At 45.6% G+C, this 18,006-nt stretch carries 16 protein-coding genes and 1 pseudogene; 16 read left to right on the top strand and 1 reads right to left on the bottom strand.

Features of this window, described 5'->3' with window-relative positions:
- Position 1: 1 nt before the first annotated feature.
- From CVU62_10050 to CVU62_09980, 15 genes and pseudogenes are all read left to right on the top strand, one after another.
- On the top strand, positions 2-217 hold the full coding sequence (locus tag CVU62_10050; GenBank protein PKN38042.1) for a hypothetical protein: 216 nt from the start codon (positions 2-4) through the stop codon (positions 215-217).
- A gap of 52 nt (positions 218-269) precedes the next feature.
- Positions 270-608, top strand: a pseudogene (locus CVU62_10045) (hypothetical protein).
- A 106-nt stretch (positions 609-714) separates the two neighbouring features.
- The gene (locus CVU62_10040) at positions 715-1,593 is read left to right on the top strand and encodes a CbbQ/NirQ/NorQ/GpvN family protein (protein ID PKN38074.1); all 879 of its coding nucleotides are present in this window, start codon (positions 715-717) and stop codon (positions 1,591-1,593) included.
- Between the two features lie 10 nt (positions 1,594-1,603).
- A complete protein-coding gene (locus tag CVU62_10035; GenBank protein ID PKN38041.1) occupies positions 1,604-3,295 on the top strand; it encodes a VWA domain-containing protein in 1,692 nt (563 codons plus the stop codon).
- Between the two features lie 65 nt (positions 3,296-3,360).
- Positions 3,361-3,852, top strand: a complete 492-nt coding sequence (locus tag CVU62_10030) for a pyridoxamine 5-phosphate oxidase (GenBank protein ID PKN38040.1) — start codon at positions 3,361-3,363, stop codon at positions 3,850-3,852.
- 121 nt (positions 3,853-3,973) lie between these two features.
- Positions 3,974-4,786 carry an enoyl-CoA hydratase gene (locus CVU62_10025; GenBank protein ID PKN38039.1) on the top strand — a complete coding sequence of 271 codons (813 nt, stop codon included), beginning with the start codon at positions 3,974-3,976 and terminating at the stop codon, positions 4,784-4,786.
- A gap of 126 nt (positions 4,787-4,912) precedes the next feature.
- On the top strand, positions 4,913-6,481 hold the full coding sequence (locus CVU62_10020; GenBank protein PKN38038.1) for an AMP-dependent synthetase: 1,569 nt from the start codon (positions 4,913-4,915) through the stop codon (positions 6,479-6,481).
- A gap of 4 nt (positions 6,482-6,485) precedes the next feature.
- Complete coding sequence (locus CVU62_10015; GenBank protein PKN38037.1) at positions 6,486-7,451, top strand: 2-nitropropane dioxygenase; 966 nt, start codon at positions 6,486-6,488, stop codon at positions 7,449-7,451.
- Positions 7,448-8,239, top strand: coding sequence for a hypothetical protein (locus CVU62_10010; GenBank protein ID PKN38036.1), 792 nt, complete (start codon positions 7,448-7,450; stop codon positions 8,237-8,239). Before CVU62_10015 ends, CVU62_10010 begins: the two co-directional genes overlap by 4 nt.
- 526 nt (positions 8,240-8,765) lie before the next feature.
- Positions 8,766-9,692 carry a malate dehydrogenase gene (gene mdh / locus CVU62_10005; protein ID PKN38035.1) on the top strand — a complete coding sequence of 309 codons (927 nt, stop codon included), beginning with the start codon at positions 8,766-8,768 and terminating at the stop codon, positions 9,690-9,692.
- A 122-nt stretch (positions 9,693-9,814) separates the two neighbouring features.
- Complete coding sequence (locus CVU62_10000) at positions 9,815-11,818, top strand: carboxylase (GenBank protein ID PKN38073.1); 2,004 nt, start codon at positions 9,815-9,817, stop codon at positions 11,816-11,818.
- A gap of 34 nt (positions 11,819-11,852) precedes the next feature.
- Positions 11,853-13,418 carry a methylmalonyl-CoA carboxyltransferase gene (locus tag CVU62_09995; GenBank protein ID PKN38034.1) on the top strand — a complete coding sequence of 522 codons (1,566 nt, stop codon included), beginning with the start codon at positions 11,853-11,855 and terminating at the stop codon, positions 13,416-13,418.
- Between the two features lie 33 nt (positions 13,419-13,451).
- Positions 13,452-13,634 (top strand): hypothetical protein, encoded by a 183-nt coding sequence (locus CVU62_09990; protein PKN38033.1) that lies wholly within the window; start codon positions 13,452-13,454, stop codon positions 13,632-13,634.
- Positions 13,635-13,647: 13 nt separating this feature from the next.
- Positions 13,648-15,513, top strand: coding sequence for an acyl-CoA dehydrogenase (locus CVU62_09985; protein ID PKN38032.1), 1,866 nt, complete (start codon positions 13,648-13,650; stop codon positions 15,511-15,513).
- Between the two features lie 219 nt (positions 15,514-15,732).
- Entirely contained in the window at positions 15,733-16,794 is a 1,062-nt protein-coding gene (locus CVU62_09980) for a C4-dicarboxylate ABC transporter substrate-binding protein (GenBank protein PKN38031.1), read from the top strand.
- Between the two features lie 59 nt (positions 16,795-16,853).
- Here the strand turns inward: CVU62_09980 and CVU62_09975 are convergent, their stop codons facing one another.
- The gene (locus CVU62_09975) at positions 16,854-16,997 is read right to left on the bottom strand and encodes a hypothetical protein (protein ID PKN38030.1); all 144 of its coding nucleotides are present in this window, start codon (positions 16,995-16,997) and stop codon (positions 16,854-16,856) included.
- A gap of 272 nt (positions 16,998-17,269) precedes the next feature.
- On the opposite strand from CVU62_09975, the gene CVU62_09970 reads away from it, so the two are divergent.
- Positions 17,270-18,004 (top strand): hypothetical protein, encoded by a 735-nt coding sequence (locus tag CVU62_09970; protein PKN38029.1) that lies wholly within the window; start codon positions 17,270-17,272, stop codon positions 18,002-18,004.
- Positions 18,005-18,006 lie beyond the last annotated feature (2 nt).

The raw sequence follows: 18,006 nt of genomic DNA, 5'->3' as shown, positions 1-18,006 counted from the left end.
TATGAAATGCGTAGAATGTAATTTCGATGGTCCTCAGGATAAATTCCGTTACCTGTACAATGCCCGGATCGATTCATCGCTCACTTTACGGCAGTGTCCCAACTGCCAGGCATGGCTGGCTGTCGATGAGCTGACCGGTACGATCAAACAGAAGGTTGGTTTGGGTGAAGCTCCCTGGGGCAAGTCGGCTGGCATCGAGGGTTTGGCAACAGATTAAAGTTTGATAAGTTATCGGTTAACTAAGAGTTTCCATACCAGGAGGTGCGGTTATGGATATGACTTGTCATGTTTGCGGCCATACGGCCAGTTATCTTGAGTTCACTTATCTATGCCAAGCCGGGTGACCGGCTTGTGGAGAGTCGGATCTGCGGCGATGTCCAGCCTGCGGAGCCCGATGCCTGTTCTCGCGTGCCGAGGGCTTGGAGAATGAAGAACTTAAGATGCAGGAACTTTCGGAAAGGCTCGCCGGAATAGTCAAGAGCCCGGACCCGCAGGTCATGGCGGAAGCCAAGAACCTTCTCGAACAGTTGTATTCGATGAATAGGCGCTGGAATATTCCGGCTCTGGACCAATTCTTAAAGGAGCGGCAGCGCGATTTATTTATATAAGGACGAGGGGAAGTTCCTGCCTCGTCCTTATAGCACAATCATCATGGCCTCATATAAGGCTATGGATAAGATGCGGCCTCTGGAGGCCGCTGAAGAAGGAGGATGGATGAGCGGACACAAGGCCACATCACAGAAACGAACCGGGCGCTTTGATCCGGGTTTGGCTATACCCGAGGCCGAGGCGCATTTTTTCCTGCCGGGCGAAGTGATCGCTAATTTAAAAATGATAGCCAAACTATCTGATCGTCATCCGGTTAATTGCCTTGTAGCTGGAAAACAGGGTTGTGGTAAGTCGACACTTGTACGACAGTTTGCCGCACGCCAACGAAGGCCGCTGGCAACCTTTCAGGTTGGAATACTTTCCGAACCGGGTCAGCTCTTCGGCGAACACAGGCTCAAAGACGGCAAAACTTATTATCAGGAATTTCTTTTTCCCCAGGCTATTCAAACCCCGGGTTGCGTCATTCATTTGGAGGAAATTAATCGTCCGGAACATCCTAAAGCCTTGAACATGTTGTTTTCGATTCTAGCTGAAGACAGGAGAGTCTTTATTGATGAACTGGGTGAGATCAAAGTGGCTCCAGGTGTTGTTTTCTTTGCTACCTTGAACGAGGGAGAGGAATTTGTCGGAACAGAGATGCTCGATGCGGCGCTAAGTGACCGCTTCTATGTCACTGCGCTGGATTACCTGCCGCAAGAGATGGAGACTAAAGTTCTACATCTCAAAGGCGGTGTAGACGAAGCCACCGCACTCACCATCGTCAATGTGGCAAATCGCCTGCGGGGCAACAAACACGAACCCATGATAATTTCCACCCGGCATACTTTGATGATTGCTGAAATGGTGCATTGCGGAGCATCGGTTAAACAAGCCTTCATCCACAGCCTGCAGATGAATAAAAATATTTTGGAGACGGTACTGCTTTCTCTGCATGTAGAACTGGGTCTTAAGGAACACGGCGGCAATGAGTATCAACCCTATTGAGGAGTCAATAGTGGCAGGTTTAGAATATTCTAATCCCACTAAATCTCCTGTTCAGGAGGGGCTTTCCTCCTACTGGCGGCGTAACACCTCAACCGTAGAGTCTGTGGAGCTGGCCAATCTACTCGGTGCACTGCGCAAAATTACCGGTTATCTGGGAGATAATATAGGTACAGTCGCCTATGCCGGTTTAGCCGGTGGCAATGATTCAACCATCATCGTAGATCCTGATACGGTAATGGGTCATTACCCTGTGCCTGCCGCACAGTTTGACCAGGTGGCTGGCATTGTCATCCATGAGGCTCTGCATCAGGTGGCGTGGACTGAGCATATGTGGCGTTGCCTCAAGCAAGACGATTTGCGAATGGCCGATCTACCGCGTCTGCATAGGCTTGTCGAAACAGCTGAAGATATTTATATCGAAAATACCATCAGGGGAAACTTGGGATTATATCTGGCTGCGGCCAGGGCCAGGCACTTGAGGGTTTCTTTTTCAGGGCGTCCATCGGTCGATGCCTTGATGAAATTATGGTGGGCCATAACCTGGAACAAAAATTGTAAAATAGCGGACGAAGTTTATACAAAGTCTTTGGTGGTGTTGAAAGAATTGACAGAACATCTCAAAGACGTGGCTTGGGACGGCGGGGGAGTTACTCAACGCTGCGAACATAGGGCAAAGCTTTATCGTGCTACTTGGGAACGAGTCGCTCCAATGTTGGATGGATTCATTCTTAACAATAAGCGCATGGCGTGGTTTTCCAATGGAGAGGCGCCCCCGGTAGCGCCTGGCAAAGCTTCTTCAAAGGGAGCAACACCCTTGGAACCGGAATTGCAACGAGCCATTGAGATACAGTTGGCTGCTTCGTCCACAGACATCACAGCACTCATTGCGGAAGCGGCGGGAACACAGGAAGTAGTGCCGACTTCACGTTGGGACTTTCACATCCCGGCTCACCCCGTAATAGACAGGGGACTTGTCGGACGCCTGAAGCTGTTGTTTTTAGGATATTCCGAACGGGAGAAGATAACCAGCCGTGGTTTAAATGCGGGCCGGATTGATACCCGGCGTCTCTACCGTGCAGCCAGTACTGGTCGCTGTTTCAAGGCAATTGAGAGCCGGCCGGCTATGGATTGGAACGTTACACTTCTGGCAGATGCCAGCGGATCGATGACCGGTACAAAATGGCGCATGGTCGAGAATACAGTCGCTGCCATTCATAGCGCTCTGGTCGGCTACCGTAATCATTTCCTCGCCTATGGCTATTTCGAGATGGATGGTGTCCTGATGATTTCCAACTTGATTAAAGGAGACAGGCTGCTGTCATTGCCGCCCTATGGTCAGACTGCTTCGGGCCAGGCCATCATAGCTGCAGCCCTGAGCATGCCTCGGGACAAACGCCGCAAACTCCTGATCCATGTGACAGACGGCGAATCCAATTTAGGGCTGCCTGTACAGGCCGGCATTGATTTTTGCCATCAGGAACATATCACGCTGATCACGCTGGGCTGCGGCTGCAAAGACCTATCTGTTATGCGTGATCAGTACGGTAATACAATCCAATTCATACAGAGTTTCCGGCAGTTGCCCCATGCCGTGGAGAGATTACTGCGATGGTCTTTTATGAAATCGTCCCGGTTGCTCGGCAGTAAAAGCACCCGTGGCAATATTCTTTTAAAAGATGAAAGTTGTGATGCGCCTGAATGAAACTGTGAAAATTATCTAAAATCTTTCGAATATTAATGAATAGGCAGATAAGGTCAAGTTGGTGAATGCAGCCTTCAAAAAAGGCAGCGATAGTAACAATGAAGATTAATCAGCTTCGGCTGACAAACAAGAAAGGAGATAAAGCAATGAAGATAAGTGATACGGTAAAGAAATGCTTGCAGGCCGAAAGTAAGGCCAACCTTCTGGCCACTTCGGATAAATCCGGAAAAGTAAATGTAGCCATGTTCGGTTCATATCAGCTCATGGATGATTCCTCAGTGCTGGTTATGCTGGGCGACAACCGGTCGTTCAGCAACCTGAAAGAAAACCCCCAGGCCGCATGTATAGTGATGCTCCACGGCAAGACCGGTATGGCCACCGAAGGTTGCAGACTCTACATGAAAGTTCGCACTATTCAGGATGAAGGTGAAAAATTTAATGAGGTCAAAGAAAAAATCAGAGCTCGAATCGGGGGCGGGGCCGACATTCTTATGCACCTTGTGTTATTTGATATTGTGGAAGCCCGTCCGATTCTCGACTTTGGACAGGGAATTTAGCAAATTCATAACACATTAGTAATGTTTGAGTTTGTTTCATGTAATAAAACAAACTCATTAACATACTTATCCCGTTTATCGGGGTTTAAAATATATACTTAAAATTGATACGGGAGAATTCATGAACAAACAAGCAATCCTTTTAACTGAATTGAAAGCTGGCATCGGTACACTTACATTTAACAGACCGGAACGGAAAAATTCTCTTTCTCCGGATTTACTTATGATGATCCACAATACGCTTCAAGAATGGAGCAAGTCAAATGAGGTGCGCGTTGTCATCATTACCGGCGGAACAGGAAAAGCGTTTTCCTCAGGATATGAAATTGGATCCATTCCGACCGAAATGCCTACCGATATGAGTCCTGAAACGATTAAACTTATAAGGGCCCATAATCCATTGGAACTGGCAATGAAAAGTGTGGAAGAATTTCCCTGTCCCACCATTGCCATGATGAACGGATATGCATTCGGTGCCGGACTTAACATGTGCATGTGTTGTGACATAAGGATTGCGCAGTCCGATATCAGTGTTGGCATGCCGCCCGCAAAATTAGGCTTGGTCTATCATCCGGATGGTCTCAGACAATTTATCGATGTGGTCGGCATGGCAAGAACCCGTGAAATCTTTTTTACAGCCAGAACATATAAAGGAGCAGAAGTGCTTCAGATGGGTCTGGCCGACCGTCTTGTCAAACCGGAAGAACTGCAAAAAGTTACCTATGAGCTTGCGGCAGAAATAGCGGTCAATGCCCCACTTACGGTTAAAGGTACAAAAAGGATCATGGGCATGTTCAAGGAGCGTATGCGCCTTACGGAAGAACAGACAGCCGAAGCAGACGCTATCATACATGAAGCATTTAACTCTGATGACATTAAAGAAGGTATGATTGCCTTCTTCGAAAAGCGTAAACCAGATTTTAAAGGGAAATAATGATGTATCCCTGGTCTTAATATTTTAGTCAGGGATGCACGGCCAAGTCCCTAGAGATCGGCATTATGTTGCTGATCAAAAAAGTACAAGAAAGAAAATGATAACAAAAGTAAGGAGTAAAGATTCATGTCGGCGGATTGGAGCATTGGATGCATTCCTTATAAAAGAGCATTAACGTCACCCGAAAAAGTTGCAATCATCTTTGAAGATATTCCTGTCACCTATCGGAAGCTGAATGAAGGAATCAACAAGGTCGCACACATGCTGGAGAAAAAGGGCATCAAAAATGGTGACCGGGTGGGATTGGTCATGCTCAACTGTATTGAGTTTCTGGAGGTATATTTTGCATGTGCCAAGCTGGGAGCTGTCCTGGTGCCGCTAAACTGGCGCCTGGTGGGGCCGGAGCTTGAATACCAACTCAATGACAGTGGTGTGCGTTTGCTGGCATTCCATGACACTTTTTTGGGAAGCATTGATCTTATAAGGAGCAAGCTCAAAGTTGAGCAGGGCAAGTTTATCTTTTTGCCCAGCGGAAACAAACTTCCTCCTGGATTCCAGTCCCCACCATGTCCTGATTGGGCGGATGATTACCACAAGATCGTCGATGGACAGCCTGTTTCGGAACCTTGTGTGGAAAATCCGGTAGACTTGGATGACCCTCTTGCCATAATCTATACTTCCGGAGTTACCGGCAAACCTAAAGGCGCTGTTGTATCGCATCTACAGACCTACTTTAAAAACTTCCAGGTGGGAATATATACGGATGGTCAGCCAGAGGATGTGATTATAGCGCAAATGCCTCTGTTCCACTCCGGCGGCTTATTCATTGTTGCGACACCGGCTTTGTGTGGTGGCTTGACAATGATCATGCGAAGAGGATTCGATCCGAATGAATTTGCCGAAGATATTCAGAGGTACAGGGGCACTATTGTTTTTGCACTAACCACTATGTGGCGTCTTATTCTGGAAACCGGTAAACTCGACGAGGTCGATGTCAGCTCAGTTCGTCGTGTGGTAGGTGGAGGAGAGCGTACTCCACCGAGTCTTTTTGAGGAACTTGCCAAACGCAATCTCCATTTGCAACAGGGATTTGGCCAGACTGAAAACTCCGCTATGATGTTGCTGCCCAAAGAGGATATCCAAAGAAAAATGGGCTCCATAGGGAAGCCGGGTTTTTTTACGGATGTCTGGATTAGTGACGGAAACGGTAAACGTCTTCCTCCGGGTGAGATCGGCGAGATATGTGCAAAAGGACCAACCGTCATGAGCGGATACTGGGGTAAACCGGAAGAAACCGCTAGTACGATAGTAAAGGGCGTCCTACATACCGGCGATCTGGGATACGTCGACGAAGAAGGATACTTCTATATTGTAGACAGGGCAAAAGACATGTACCGCAGTGGTGGCGAAAACGTTTATCCGGCAGAAGTGGAAAAAGTATTAATGACTCATCCCATGATATCGATGGCAGCAATTATCGGAGTACCTGATAATAAATGGGGAGAGACAGGGAAAGCGTTCATTGTTACGACTTCTAATGAGACGATCACGGAAAGAGAGATCATCGAATTCTTGAAGGATAAAGTTGCCAAGTACAAATATCCGACAAAGTTCAAATTCATGAAAGAATTGCCGCTCACTGGAACAATGAAGGTGAAGAAATCAGAGCTCAAAGCATTATATTCGGAGGAATAATAAAATGGAAAAAGGTTGGAAAAACCGTATCACGGAATTGCTCGGATGTGACTACCCGATAATATTGGGTCCCATGAGGCTCATAACCCTGGGCAGTATGGCTGCCTGCCTATCGAATGCCGGCGGGTTCGGTGTGATAGGAGCTTCGGGTCTCTCCAGAGAGAAACTAATCGAAGAAATTAAACTGGCTCAATCCCTGACTAATAAGCCCGTAGGGGTAAACATTCCTGTTTACAGATCCAATGCCCTGGATGCTCTTGAAGTATCAATAGACATGGGAATAAAGACAATTTACACCTCTGCCGGAGATCCTGCCAAATTCATAGATAAAATAAAGTCGGCCGGTTTGAAGGTAATTCATAAAGTGTCCAACTTATCAATGGCACGCAAAGCAGAGGCGGCGGGGGTTGATGCTGTCGTGGCCATGGGATATGAAGCAGGGGGACATATCGGACGCGAAGGCATAACGACTTTTTGTCTTATTCCTGTGCTTGCCCAGTCATTGAAAATCCCTGTGATAGCATCCGGCGGTATCGCTGATGCAAACGGCCTGCTCGCCGCGCTCGCTCTTGGCGCGGAAGGCGTCGAAATAGGAACCCGGTTTGTGGCCACCAATGAATGCCCTGTGCCACCATTTTTTAAAGAATCACTCTGCGCTGCGGATCTGACTTCAACCGTTGTTCTCGGCAAGGAGGCTATGCCGATACGGATACTTAAAAATGAAATTATAGAGCAAGCTACTGTAATTGGTGAGGCAAAAACTGATCAGGTTATGGCACAGCAGGGAAATGCAGATGCCCTGTATGTGGGCGAAGGCGGTAATAAGCATACAGCTGTAATGCCATGCGGGCAGGTCGCAGGACTTATCCATGACGTAAGTTCTGTAAGCGAAGTGCTTTCCAAAATGATAAATGGTACAAGGTCAGTTTTGGATGTGCTCAATAAAATGACTTCAGGAGGAAAATTATGAGTTGGGATCATGTACTTCTTAATGTGGCGGATAATATAGCTTTCATCACTCTGAACAGACCTGAAAGGATGAATGCTTTTGGCGGCAAGATGCGCCAGGAGATCGTCGAGGTTCTGGAAGGTGTTGCTGTTGATAAGGATGTTCGGGTTGTGGTGATTACCGGGGCAGGTAAGGCATTTTGCACCGGTGGAGACGTTGGAGAATTTGGGGCAGGCACTACCAAAGCCCTGGCACCTACGGTATCCAATGAGAGACACGCCATGTGCAAAGCGGTGCTTGCAATCAACAGGATGGAAAAGCCGGTTATTGCTGCAGTGAATGGTATTGCCGCGGGAGGCGGCTGCAATCTGGCTCTTTCCTGCGATATCAGATTAGCGAGCGAGAAGGCCAGGTTCAGCCAGATTTTTACCAAGAGAGGGGTACACCCGGACTGGGGAGGTGTCTATTTTCTGCCGCGTCTTGTTGGTTATTCCAAGGCTGCCGAACTTATTTTTTCTGCAGAGATTATTGACTCTGCGGAAGCATTTCGCATCGGTTTAGTCAACAAAGTGTATCCACATGAAGAATTTGAAAATTCAGTAAAACAATTTGCCCTGCGCATCGCCAAGAATGCTCCCATACCCATTGCCTTTGCCAAACGCGGACTCCAGAACTTTCAGCAGTGGGACCTGGCACAGGCCCTTGATTACGAATCGTACGTATTGGAAGTGTGCATGAAGAGTAATGACATTGTCGAAGGATTTGGTGCGTTTCTCGAAAAAAGAGAACCGAACTTCAAAGGGAATTGATTTTTTTATAATTTTAGGCCCATGCGCCCTGCGGTGCATGGGCCAATTTGTTTATTAATTTGGAAATTTCTCTTGGCCGAACAGAAGTAATGTCCAATAACTGGAATTAGTTAATTATACGTATGAGTCTATTGCTAAAAATTGAAATCCGGAGATTAATTCGCAGGGAAAATACATGTAGCTGAATTTGCTTAATTTTTGGAATTAACTGAACTCAAAAATAATATAAACTATCCTTAATTCATATATCTTGTAATTAATCCTATAATTTCTAGGCCTATTAGTCTTAATAAGATAGATAGGGCTTCTTAAGGGACACTTATGACTAATTATTCCCCAATTGGAAACGATCATGCCAAAGATCGTAAAAAGGTCTAAGCTGATATATAAATAAAAACATTGTAAAAAGTGACAATTTATTGGTTGGCACTATCTTTGCTAAGAATATGAGGTTGCATGAAGTTTTTAATAAATATGCTTGTGCAATCTTCGCTTACTGTAAATACCTAAAGAAGGGGGAGATTTAATGAGAAAAAAGGTATCATTTCTTGGCGCAGGAAACGTTGGTGCTACTGCGGCCATGTATCTTGCTGAATTGGACATTGCGGATATAGTGCTCGTTGATATGCTGGAAGATATGACCAAGGGCAAAGCGTTGGACATGGCGGAGGCTGCGCCTGTCTTTAGATTCAACTGCAAATTTACCAATGATTTTAATGATATAAAATGTTCGGACATTGTTGTTATTACTGCCGGTATTCCCAGAAAACCGGGTATGAGCAGAGATGATCTCCTCTTTACCAACCAGGATATTATCAGTTCTTTGGTTAAAAAGGTTGCTCCTATAGCGCCTGATGCCATCTTGATTATAGTGACTAATCCGCTGGATGCTATGTGCCATGTAGCTCATGAGGCCAGCGGGTTTCCCAAGAACAGGATCATAGGTATGGCCGGAGTTCTGGATTCCTCCAGGTTTGCAGCGTTCATTGCCATGGAAATAGGTGTTTCAATTGAAAATATTCAGGCTTTTGTCCTTGGCGGTCACGGAGATACCATGGTGCCACTTCCCCGCTTTACCAGCGTGGCAGGCATTCCCGTGACGAAATTTATTAACAATGAAAGACTTAATGCAATAATAGAAAGAACTCGTAATGGCGGCGCGGAAATTACAAATTTACTCAAGACAGGTAGCGCTTATTACGCTCCTGCCAGCGCAATCAGAGAAATGGCCGAAGCCATACTTAAAGATAAAAAGAAAATCATGCCCTGTTCCGCTTATCTTGAAGGAGAATACGGCATCCGGAACATGTTTGTTGGTGTTCCGGTTAAACTTGGTTCTAATGGAGTTGAAGAAATAATTGAGGTAGAACTCACTGAAAGTGAAAAAGCAGAATTAAAGAAATCTGTAGATAGTGTTAAAGCTCTTGTAGAAGCCATGAAAGGTCGTTCATAAATTTGCCCGCTTGAAGGTAATTCACTCAGATCAAGGCGGGTTTGCTGAAATTTTTTTGTCATACTGATTAAAAAGATATTTACGCACGCGGCAGTTGAAAGGGGGAACATATAGTGAAGAGTATAAATCACGGTAAATTGGCAGCTGGTCTTCTTGACGGTCCCGTTGTTAAGATTGATAATCCGGTCAAAATTCAAGATCTAACATTTAGAGATGGGCATCAGTCCCTTTACGCCACTCGCGGCAGGACAGAGGATTTCATCCCCATTGCCGAGCTATTTGATAGCATAGGGTTTTACTCCTTGGAAGTGTGGGGAGGAGCAACGTTCGACACTATGCATCGTTTTCTCGGTGAAGACCCCTGGGAGCGCATAAGGACATTAAAGAAACACATAACAAAAACTCCCTTTTCTATGCTGCTCAGAGGTCAGAACCTGGTGGGATATCGCAACTATCCTGACGATGTAGCAGAAGCCTTTGTAGACAGGGCGTGTGAAAATGGAATGGATATCTTCAGGGTATTTGATGCGCTCAATGATTTCCGTAATTTCGAAACTGTTGTGCGAGTAATAAAAAACAAAGGCAAACACTTTCAGGGCTCCATTTGTTACTCGCTAACGGAATCGCGAATGGGCGGTGCTGTTTATAATCTGGATTATTACGTAAACAAGGCAAAAGAGCTGGAGAAAATGGGAGCCGATACCATCTGTATTAAGGATATGGCTGGCCTTATCGCTCCTTATGATGCGTATGCACTGATTAAGGCTTTAAAAGAAGGAGTTAAAGTTCCTATTCATCTGCACAGTCACTTCACTTCTGGTATGGCGGATATGTCGTTACTTAAAGCAATTGAAGCGGGGGTGGATATTGTGGATACTTGTCTTTCCACTTGGGCATACCGGACTTCACACCCGGCAGTTGAGCCTCTCGTGGCTACCTTGCAGTATACGAATCGTGATACGGGACTTAATATAGAAAAACTTGCCGAATTAAGTGAGTACCTGGAAAAAATATCACCAAAATATAAGCATCTTCTTGATGAGCGCACATCCATCATCGACATCAATGTCTTGCTGCACCAGACTCCGGGAGGCATGCTTTCGAACCTGGTAAACCAGCTCAAAGAAATGGATCATCTGGACAAACTCGAAGAAGTATTCAGACAGCTTCCCATTGTTCGCAAAGAACTTGGCCAGGTGCCGCTTGTTACTCCTACGAGTCAGATAGTGGGAATTCAAACTGTAAACAATGTGCTTTTCGATACTCCCGATGATCGTTACAAGATGTTGACCGCACAAGTAAAGGATCTTTGTTATGGCCTTTATGGAAAGACTGCAATTCCCATTGATTCCGAGGTACAGAAAAAAGCCTTAAAAGATTATCCGAAGGGCAACAAACCAATTACGACACGGCCTGCTGATGTATTAGAACCGGAGTTAGAGAAAGCGAAAAAAGAAACAGAAGGGCTTGCCAAAGATATTGACGATGTACTTATCTATGCACTCTATCCGATGACCGGTAAACGTTTCCTCAAGTGGAAATACGGCCAGGAAGAAATTCCTGATGAAGTAAAACCAATAACGCTGGAAAAAGTGAAAGCTCAAGATGAATTGGTAAAAAAGGCCAAGGAAGGCCTTCTGTCAGAAAAGTCCGATAAGGGAGATAAAATGGGGCCGGATGCCCGTACGTTCCGTGTTTTACTAAATGACAAGACTTTTGATGTCGAAGTAGAACAGATCGGAGGACAACCACTGATGTTCCAGGGTGCTTCTTCAATTGGACAAAGGAACACGCTCCAGCTCGGTAAACAGGGTGGAGCCGTCAGAACTGCTCTGAAAACAATTCATTCAAAACGCGATATGTCAAAAGAGATAAAATCTGCTGTTTCAGAACCAAGTGAAGGTGAATCGAAAGAGACACCGGTGGTCACTCCTATGACGGGATCAGTCATTCGCTATGAAGTGAAAGAAGGCGATTCGGTTAATGAAGGAGATTTGGTCGTGGTTCTGGAAGCTATGAAGATGGATAATTTTATCACCAGTCCTGCAACAGGTAAAGTTCAAAAGATCCTTATAAAAGAGGGTACGGCAGTTAAAAAGGGCGAGACGCTTGTGTTGATAGCATGACAACATCTGAAAGATTGGAAAGGGGTATAAGTTAATGGACGAAAAATATAAACAGAGGATAGACACTCTAAGACAAATCAAACAACTCTCTCTCTTAGGCGGCGGTCAGGATAAACTCGACAAAATGCGCGAGAGAGGAAAACTTACTGCTCGGGAGCGTATAGAGTACCTGCTGGACGAAGGAAGCTTTGTGGAACATAATCTCATTATCGGTTACAAAGAAGGAATGCCTTATGATGGCCTTATTGCAGGATACGGCAAAATACATGGCCGGCCGGTATGTGTCTATTCCCAGGATCCGACGGTGTCAGGAGGCTCAGTCGGTCCGATGCACGGATTCAAGATGTACCGGGCTATTGAGTGGGCTTTGGATATGGGCGTGCCCTTAATCGGGCTTCATGAGTCCCCCGGTGCACGCATACCTGATGCAACGTCCAAGAGTGTTTTCGGGGAGGCTCTTGAAAGAAATGGTGGTTCGGTTTTTTACGTCAACACCCAGGGATCCGGAGTCATTCCTCAGATTTCAGCGATCATGGGAAGCTGCGCAGGTATAGCGGTATACTCGCCGGCACTGACAGATTTTATCTTTATGGTAGACAAAAAGAGCGAGATGTTTATTACCGGCCCCAAAGTGGTGCAGGCCGTTACCGGAGAAAAACTTTCCAAACAGGACCTGGGCGGCGCGGAAATTCACTGTAAAATATCCGGAGTTGCGGACGGCCGGTATAAGGATGAGCAAGAACTTCTGGATGCCATTCGGGAACTCATGAGCTTTCTGCCGCAGAACGCCGATGAACAGCCGCCCCTGATCGATTTGGGAGACGATCCTGATCGTTTGACCGAAGAACTCTTAGATATCGTTCCATCGGACGCAACCAAAGCTTACGACGTTCGCAAAGCGATTAGATGTATTGCGGATGCCGGAGAATTCTTAGAGATAAAGCCGGAGTTTGCTCCGGAAATAGTTGTGGGATTTGCGCGGCTTGATTGCCGTGTGGTAGGGATTGTGGCCAACCAGCCAAGTTTCCTGGCAGGGAGTCTTACTGTGGACAGTTCGGATAAGCAGGCCCGTTTTATGCGTTTTTGCGACTGCTTCAATATACCTATCATACTGCTGGTCGATACTTCCGCGTATATGCCGGGCAAGGATCAGGAACAACTGGGCATTATTCGCCACGGTGCTAAAGTTCTTTACGCGCTTTGCGAGTCTACTGTGCCGAGAGTAGCAGTTGTTTTACGAAAGGCCTACGGAGGAGGTAATCTTGGTATGGGCATAATCCCGGCCCAGCGAGGTACGGACATGATGTTTTACTGGCCCATTACCGAATTGGGTGTCATGGGAGCAAAGGCAACAGTAGAGCTTTTTATGGGTGAAGTCATCCGAAGTTCTCCAAATCCTGATGAAATGCGCGATATGTTCATTCGGGAACTTGAAGAACGCACCTGCAACCCCATGCGAGAGGCAGCCTATAACCCCTTTATCAATGATGTCATTGAACCCAAGGATACGAGGAAAGTCTTGATTCAGTCGCTGGAATTTTTGTCGACTAAGAAAAAACCTCCGCGATACAGCAAACGTCACGGGAACATTCCGTTATAATGAGAATTTGAGAATCAGTAGCAGGAAGTAGCAATGCAGATCTTGGTGGGAGAGGGGGTAGCAAATCTCAATAAATTGTCACTGCCGGAGACGAAGAATCGCAAGAAACAACGGGATCATAGTTCAAAGATATTCACTCCGGGCGATGGTAATCTTAGAGGAATAACATCTTGGAAATTTTTCAAGCAGCTCGAAGTTTTAAATAATTATTCATAAAGGGGGTGGTCCGATGAGCAACTTGATTTTAGATGAAAGGGACCAGAACTTTGTGTTATTTGAGATGCTGGAGATGGATAAGCTCCTTGGATTAGAGAAATACTCCGACTTTTCCACTGATATACTTAAAGTTATTCTCTCGAAAGCGCAAAAGTTTTCCGTAGAGGAAATATTCCCCACCCTTGCGGAAGGTGACAAAGAGGGATGCAAATTAGAAAAAGGTAATGTCCGCGTACCAAAGTGTTTCCATCGTCCGTACAAGCTCTTTAGCAAAACCGGATGGAACTGCATGGCGCTTTCCAAAGATTATGGAGGTCAGGGACTTCCCCTAATCATGAGGATGGCGGCTCATGAATGGTTCATGCATAATTTCGCATTCTGCTCCTATCCGGTGCTTGTTGAAGGTGCAGCAAAACTTATCCATGCCTACGGCTCAAAAGAACAAAAAGATAAATACCTTCCCAGGATGATTACCGGCCAATGGGGAGCAAGTATTTGTATCACCGAGTCAGGGGCTGGATCAGATATGGGGAACATCAAAGTAAAGGCGGTAAGACAACCTGATGGGACCTTTAAACTTCACGGCACAAAAATATTCATCACAGCCGGTGATCAGGATCTCACTGAAAACATCATTCATATTGTCCTTGCCAGGATTGAAGGCGATCCTGCCCGTACAAAAGGCCTCTCCATCTTCATAGTACCCAAGTACCTGATCAATAAAGACGGGTCACTGGGGGAACGTAATGACTATGAGATTGCCAAGATTGAAGAAAAGATGGGAATCCGCGGAAGCGCCACCTGCCTGATCAACTATGGCAACAATAACGACTGTTACGCTGAATTATTGGGCAATGAGCGGGAGGGCATGAAGACCATGTTTCAGATGATAAACGATGCCCGGATTGCCACAGGGCTTCAGGGACTATCCAGCGCATCGATTGCCTATCTTCACGCACTTAAGCATACGAAAGAAAGGTTCCAGGGTTCGTCACTCCTCGGATTGAAAAATCCTCTTGCGCCTCGTGTTCCTATTATACACCATACCGATGTCCGGCGCATGCTCCTGTGGATGAAATCCAATGTGGAGGGCATGAGAGCCATGACGTACTACACGGCAATTTGCAGTGATATGGCCTCAGGTATCAGTGATCCCACCGAGGCGGAAAAGTGGTTGGGGATAGTGGAGGTGCTCACTCCTATTGTCAAGGCCTATTGTACAGACGTGGGCTTCAGGGTAACTGAAACGGCCATGCAGTGTTATGGGGCTTATGGTTATTGCAGTGAGTATCCGATCGAACAATTTTTGAGAGACGAGAAGGTCTCTTCTGTATACGGTAGTAATGGACTTCAGGCATTGGATCTTGTGGCAAGAAAAATGGTCATGAAGGAAGGCGCATATTTCATGAGCCTCCTTGGTGAGATGAATACAACTGTGGCCAAGTGCGTAGTTATAGCTGTGATCAAAGATCTTGCAGAAGATGTTCAGGCCGCCATAAATACCCTGACTGATGTCATAATGTTCTTCTCTTCCTGCAGCAGAGAAGGTAAATTCTATATTCTTTTAGAGAACGCCCATCCTTTTCTCATGATGATGGGCAAGATAGTGTGTTCATGGTTACTGCTTTGCGAAGCAGCTATTGCACAAGAAACACTGTTGGAGCTATGCAGTATCAAGGGAGTAACCTGTTCAGATCCATCGGATCTTTCCCGCTTTATTAAGAAGAACAAAGATGCTGCATTTTATGATGGTAAGATAAAAACAGCGAAGTACTTCATCAAGAACGTACTTCCCGAAATAAATGGGACGTTAAAGGCTATTAAGAGTGAAGATGTATCTATAATGGAGATCGCGGATGAGAGTTTCGCCTCCTGTTAATTCTATATCAAAGTTGAGTCAAGAAAACCTTATGTAACTAATTTCCCCACCTGCAAGTTTCGCGTGAAGTAGATCAAAAATCAAAAACATTAGAAAAACAGGGGGCACAAAAAGCAAACGGTACTGCTAAATGACAACGTGCCGTAGAAGAAAAGGGGACTAACCGTAAACCGGTATCCCGAATAGAACAAATTTACAGGTTTAGAAAGGAGATTTTTTATGAAACGTAGGATTGTAGGGCTTCTGTGCATGGGGCTCGTTGTTTTTTTTATGGGAGCCTTGTCTCAAGTAGCATGGGGAGCCGATCACGCTAAACTAACTAAAGATGGTAAAAAGATTTATTATTCCAAGATGGGTACGCTGGCGCCGGAAGGAGTCGGCTGGGCTGCTTTAATCAAAGAGATGGTTACACCCGGAATATTAAAGGCGACGAATGGCCAGGTGGTTTTAGATTGGTATTGGGGCGGCACAATGGGAGATGACCAGGACATATTGGCCAAGTTGCGCAATGGACAGTTGCAGGGAGGCGGATTTACAGGACAGGGAATGGTGCTGGCTTGTCCGGAGATGGCCTTACTGGAACTCCCGTTCTTGTTTGACAGTTATGACGAAGTAGAATATGTTTATTCCAAGTTAAGACCGCGCATTAATCAGTGGTTTGAGAAGCATGGATATCACCTCGTTGTATTGGCAGAGCAGGATTTTGACCAAATCTATTCCACGAAAATACCCATCAAGACGCCTGATGATTTCAGGAACAGCCGTGTCTTAACGTGGTACGGTCCGCTGGAAGAAAGAACTTTGAAGGCTTTAAGCGCGAGTCCTTTACCGATTCGTGTGCCTGAGGTAGCCGCTTCCATTCGCACGGGAGTATGCGATACCTTCATAGCCCCGGGTCTCTGGGCGGTCGGCACTCAAATGTATACTGTTATGAAGTACGTCAATCCCATGCACATACGGTATTCGCCGGCTGGCGGCATTGTAACGATGTCGCGGTGGAATACTATTCCAAAAGAATTGCAGAAGGCTATTGATGACTATGCAATATCCATAGAGAAGGATTACAGGCAAAAAATCCGCGCTGGCAATGAAAAGTGCCTGAAAGCCATGTATAAGTATGGTATGAAAGAAGTCAAAATGACACCGGCGGAGATTGACGTTTTGAAGAAGAGACTGATGCCGGTTTGGGATGAATTTGCCGCAAAGGGATACTATTCCAAAGCCGAGTTAGCTGAGGTTAAAAGTATTTTAGCGGAATATAGAAGCAAAAAGAAAAAATAACTTAGTTTGTTTAATTAATTAGCCCTGCGGCCAAAACCGCAGGGCTAATTAGCATGACGTTATTTAAATACAGTGTAATCAAACAACCTGGCTTTAGCCTCCGTTCTTGTTTTGTAGTCTTCAAAACCCGTTAACTCGGTTTTCAATGTATGAAAGAAACTCTCCCTTGGCGCGTCATCCCAACAATTTCCTTTACGGCTCATGCCGCATATGACACCTAAATCGCTTAACAGCTTCTGATAAGATGCCGACGTATGTTGATTTCCCTGAATGGTTTGCTTATGTCATTCATCCAAGGACATGACTCTTTTAAACTACTCCACATCTTGTACCCAGAATCTTGTGCCCAAAATCATCTTGACACGCAATAGTGCGTTTTTTATAATTAACTCCACAAAAAAATTCTTATCAATTCTTATCAATAATTCAATTCATTTTCGCCTCAGAAAGGATGAAGAATTAAGGAATCATTTACATGGAGATTTTCGAGCGCACCTTCAGTGATATTAGAAATTATATAAAAAGTAAGAAAACCGTATCCTTTTCGGTTACTGGAAGAAATTGCGATTGGCCTGGCGGCGCGGAAAGAAATGTTGTACTCGCGGAAGACATGGCCGTAGAACTGGGAAATCCCCAAAATTATTCCACCTCATCTCTACTATGGACGGAGCATCCCGATGGGGTTATGGAAGGCAGAATAACGCTCATCGGTCCAGATATTCCCCTCTGTTCAGGCTCACGCCTGCCGTTCGGAAAAGTTGTGCTTGTACAGGTCAGTGGTTTTGATGAGGGCAACACCTATGAACGCTACAAGGAGATGGAAGCGGTCAGATATTCCATAGATCTGAAGGGATACATGATCAGGGCGGTATCGCAATACCAGAGGGAATGGAGCCGCATCAGCAAAGAAGCCGTGCAAAATGGTTTTTCCTTTGAAATTCTGGCAGAAGCTTTAAGAAATGAATATTTAAAGAAGGATTATATTCATGCTGTCGAATTTCTTTTTGTGACGTCCAGCGCCGACGATGTCGGCGAGCTCCAGGAAATCACGAAAAATGTGAGTCGTAAAATAAGCGCCCTCAATAAAATGTTAAGCGAAATCGATTCTGATTGTGATGAATGTGAATACAATGATGTCTGCGATGAAGTCGAGGAACTCAAAGGCATGAAAAAATCGCGTGATGAAAAAAGGATGAAGAAGAAGGACTAAAA

Source organism: Deltaproteobacteria bacterium HGW-Deltaproteobacteria-2, from assembly GCA_002840505.1.
Lineage (GTDB): Bacteria > Desulfobacterota > Syntrophia > Syntrophales > Smithellaceae > Smithella.
This window is presented reverse-complemented; position numbering and strand designations above follow the sequence as displayed.

Coding starts and splice junctions, on each gene's coding strand:
- CVU62_10050 (PKN38042.1), top strand. CDS start 2: ATGAAATGCGTAGAATGTAATTTCGATGGTCCTCAGGATAAATTCCGT.
- CVU62_10040 (PKN38074.1), top strand. CDS start 715: ATGAGCGGACACAAGGCCACATCACAGAAACGAACCGGGCGCTTTGAT.
- CVU62_10030 (PKN38040.1), top strand. CDS start 3,361: ATGCAGCCTTCAAAAAAGGCAGCGATAGTAACAATGAAGATTAATCAG.
- CVU62_10025 (PKN38039.1), top strand. CDS start 3,974: ATGAACAAACAAGCAATCCTTTTAACTGAATTGAAAGCTGGCATCGGT.
- CVU62_10020 (PKN38038.1), top strand. CDS start 4,913: ATGTCGGCGGATTGGAGCATTGGATGCATTCCTTATAAAAGAGCATTA.
- CVU62_10015 (PKN38037.1), top strand. CDS start 6,486: ATGGAAAAAGGTTGGAAAAACCGTATCACGGAATTGCTCGGATGTGAC.
- CVU62_10010 (PKN38036.1), top strand. CDS start 7,448: ATGAGTTGGGATCATGTACTTCTTAATGTGGCGGATAATATAGCTTTC.
- mdh (PKN38035.1), top strand. CDS start 8,766: ATGAGAAAAAAGGTATCATTTCTTGGCGCAGGAAACGTTGGTGCTACT.
- CVU62_09995 (PKN38034.1), top strand. CDS start 11,853: ATGGACGAAAAATATAAACAGAGGATAGACACTCTAAGACAAATCAAA.
- CVU62_09990 (PKN38033.1), top strand. CDS start 13,452: ATGCAGATCTTGGTGGGAGAGGGGGTAGCAAATCTCAATAAATTGTCA.
- CVU62_09985 (PKN38032.1), top strand. CDS start 13,648: ATGAGCAACTTGATTTTAGATGAAAGGGACCAGAACTTTGTGTTATTT.
- CVU62_09980 (PKN38031.1), top strand. CDS start 15,733: ATGAAACGTAGGATTGTAGGGCTTCTGTGCATGGGGCTCGTTGTTTTT.
- CVU62_09975 (PKN38030.1), bottom strand. CDS start 16,997: ATGAGCCGTAAAGGAAATTGTTGGGATGACGCGCCAAGGGAGAGTTTC.
- CVU62_09970 (PKN38029.1), top strand. CDS start 17,270: ATGGAGATTTTCGAGCGCACCTTCAGTGATATTAGAAATTATATAAAA.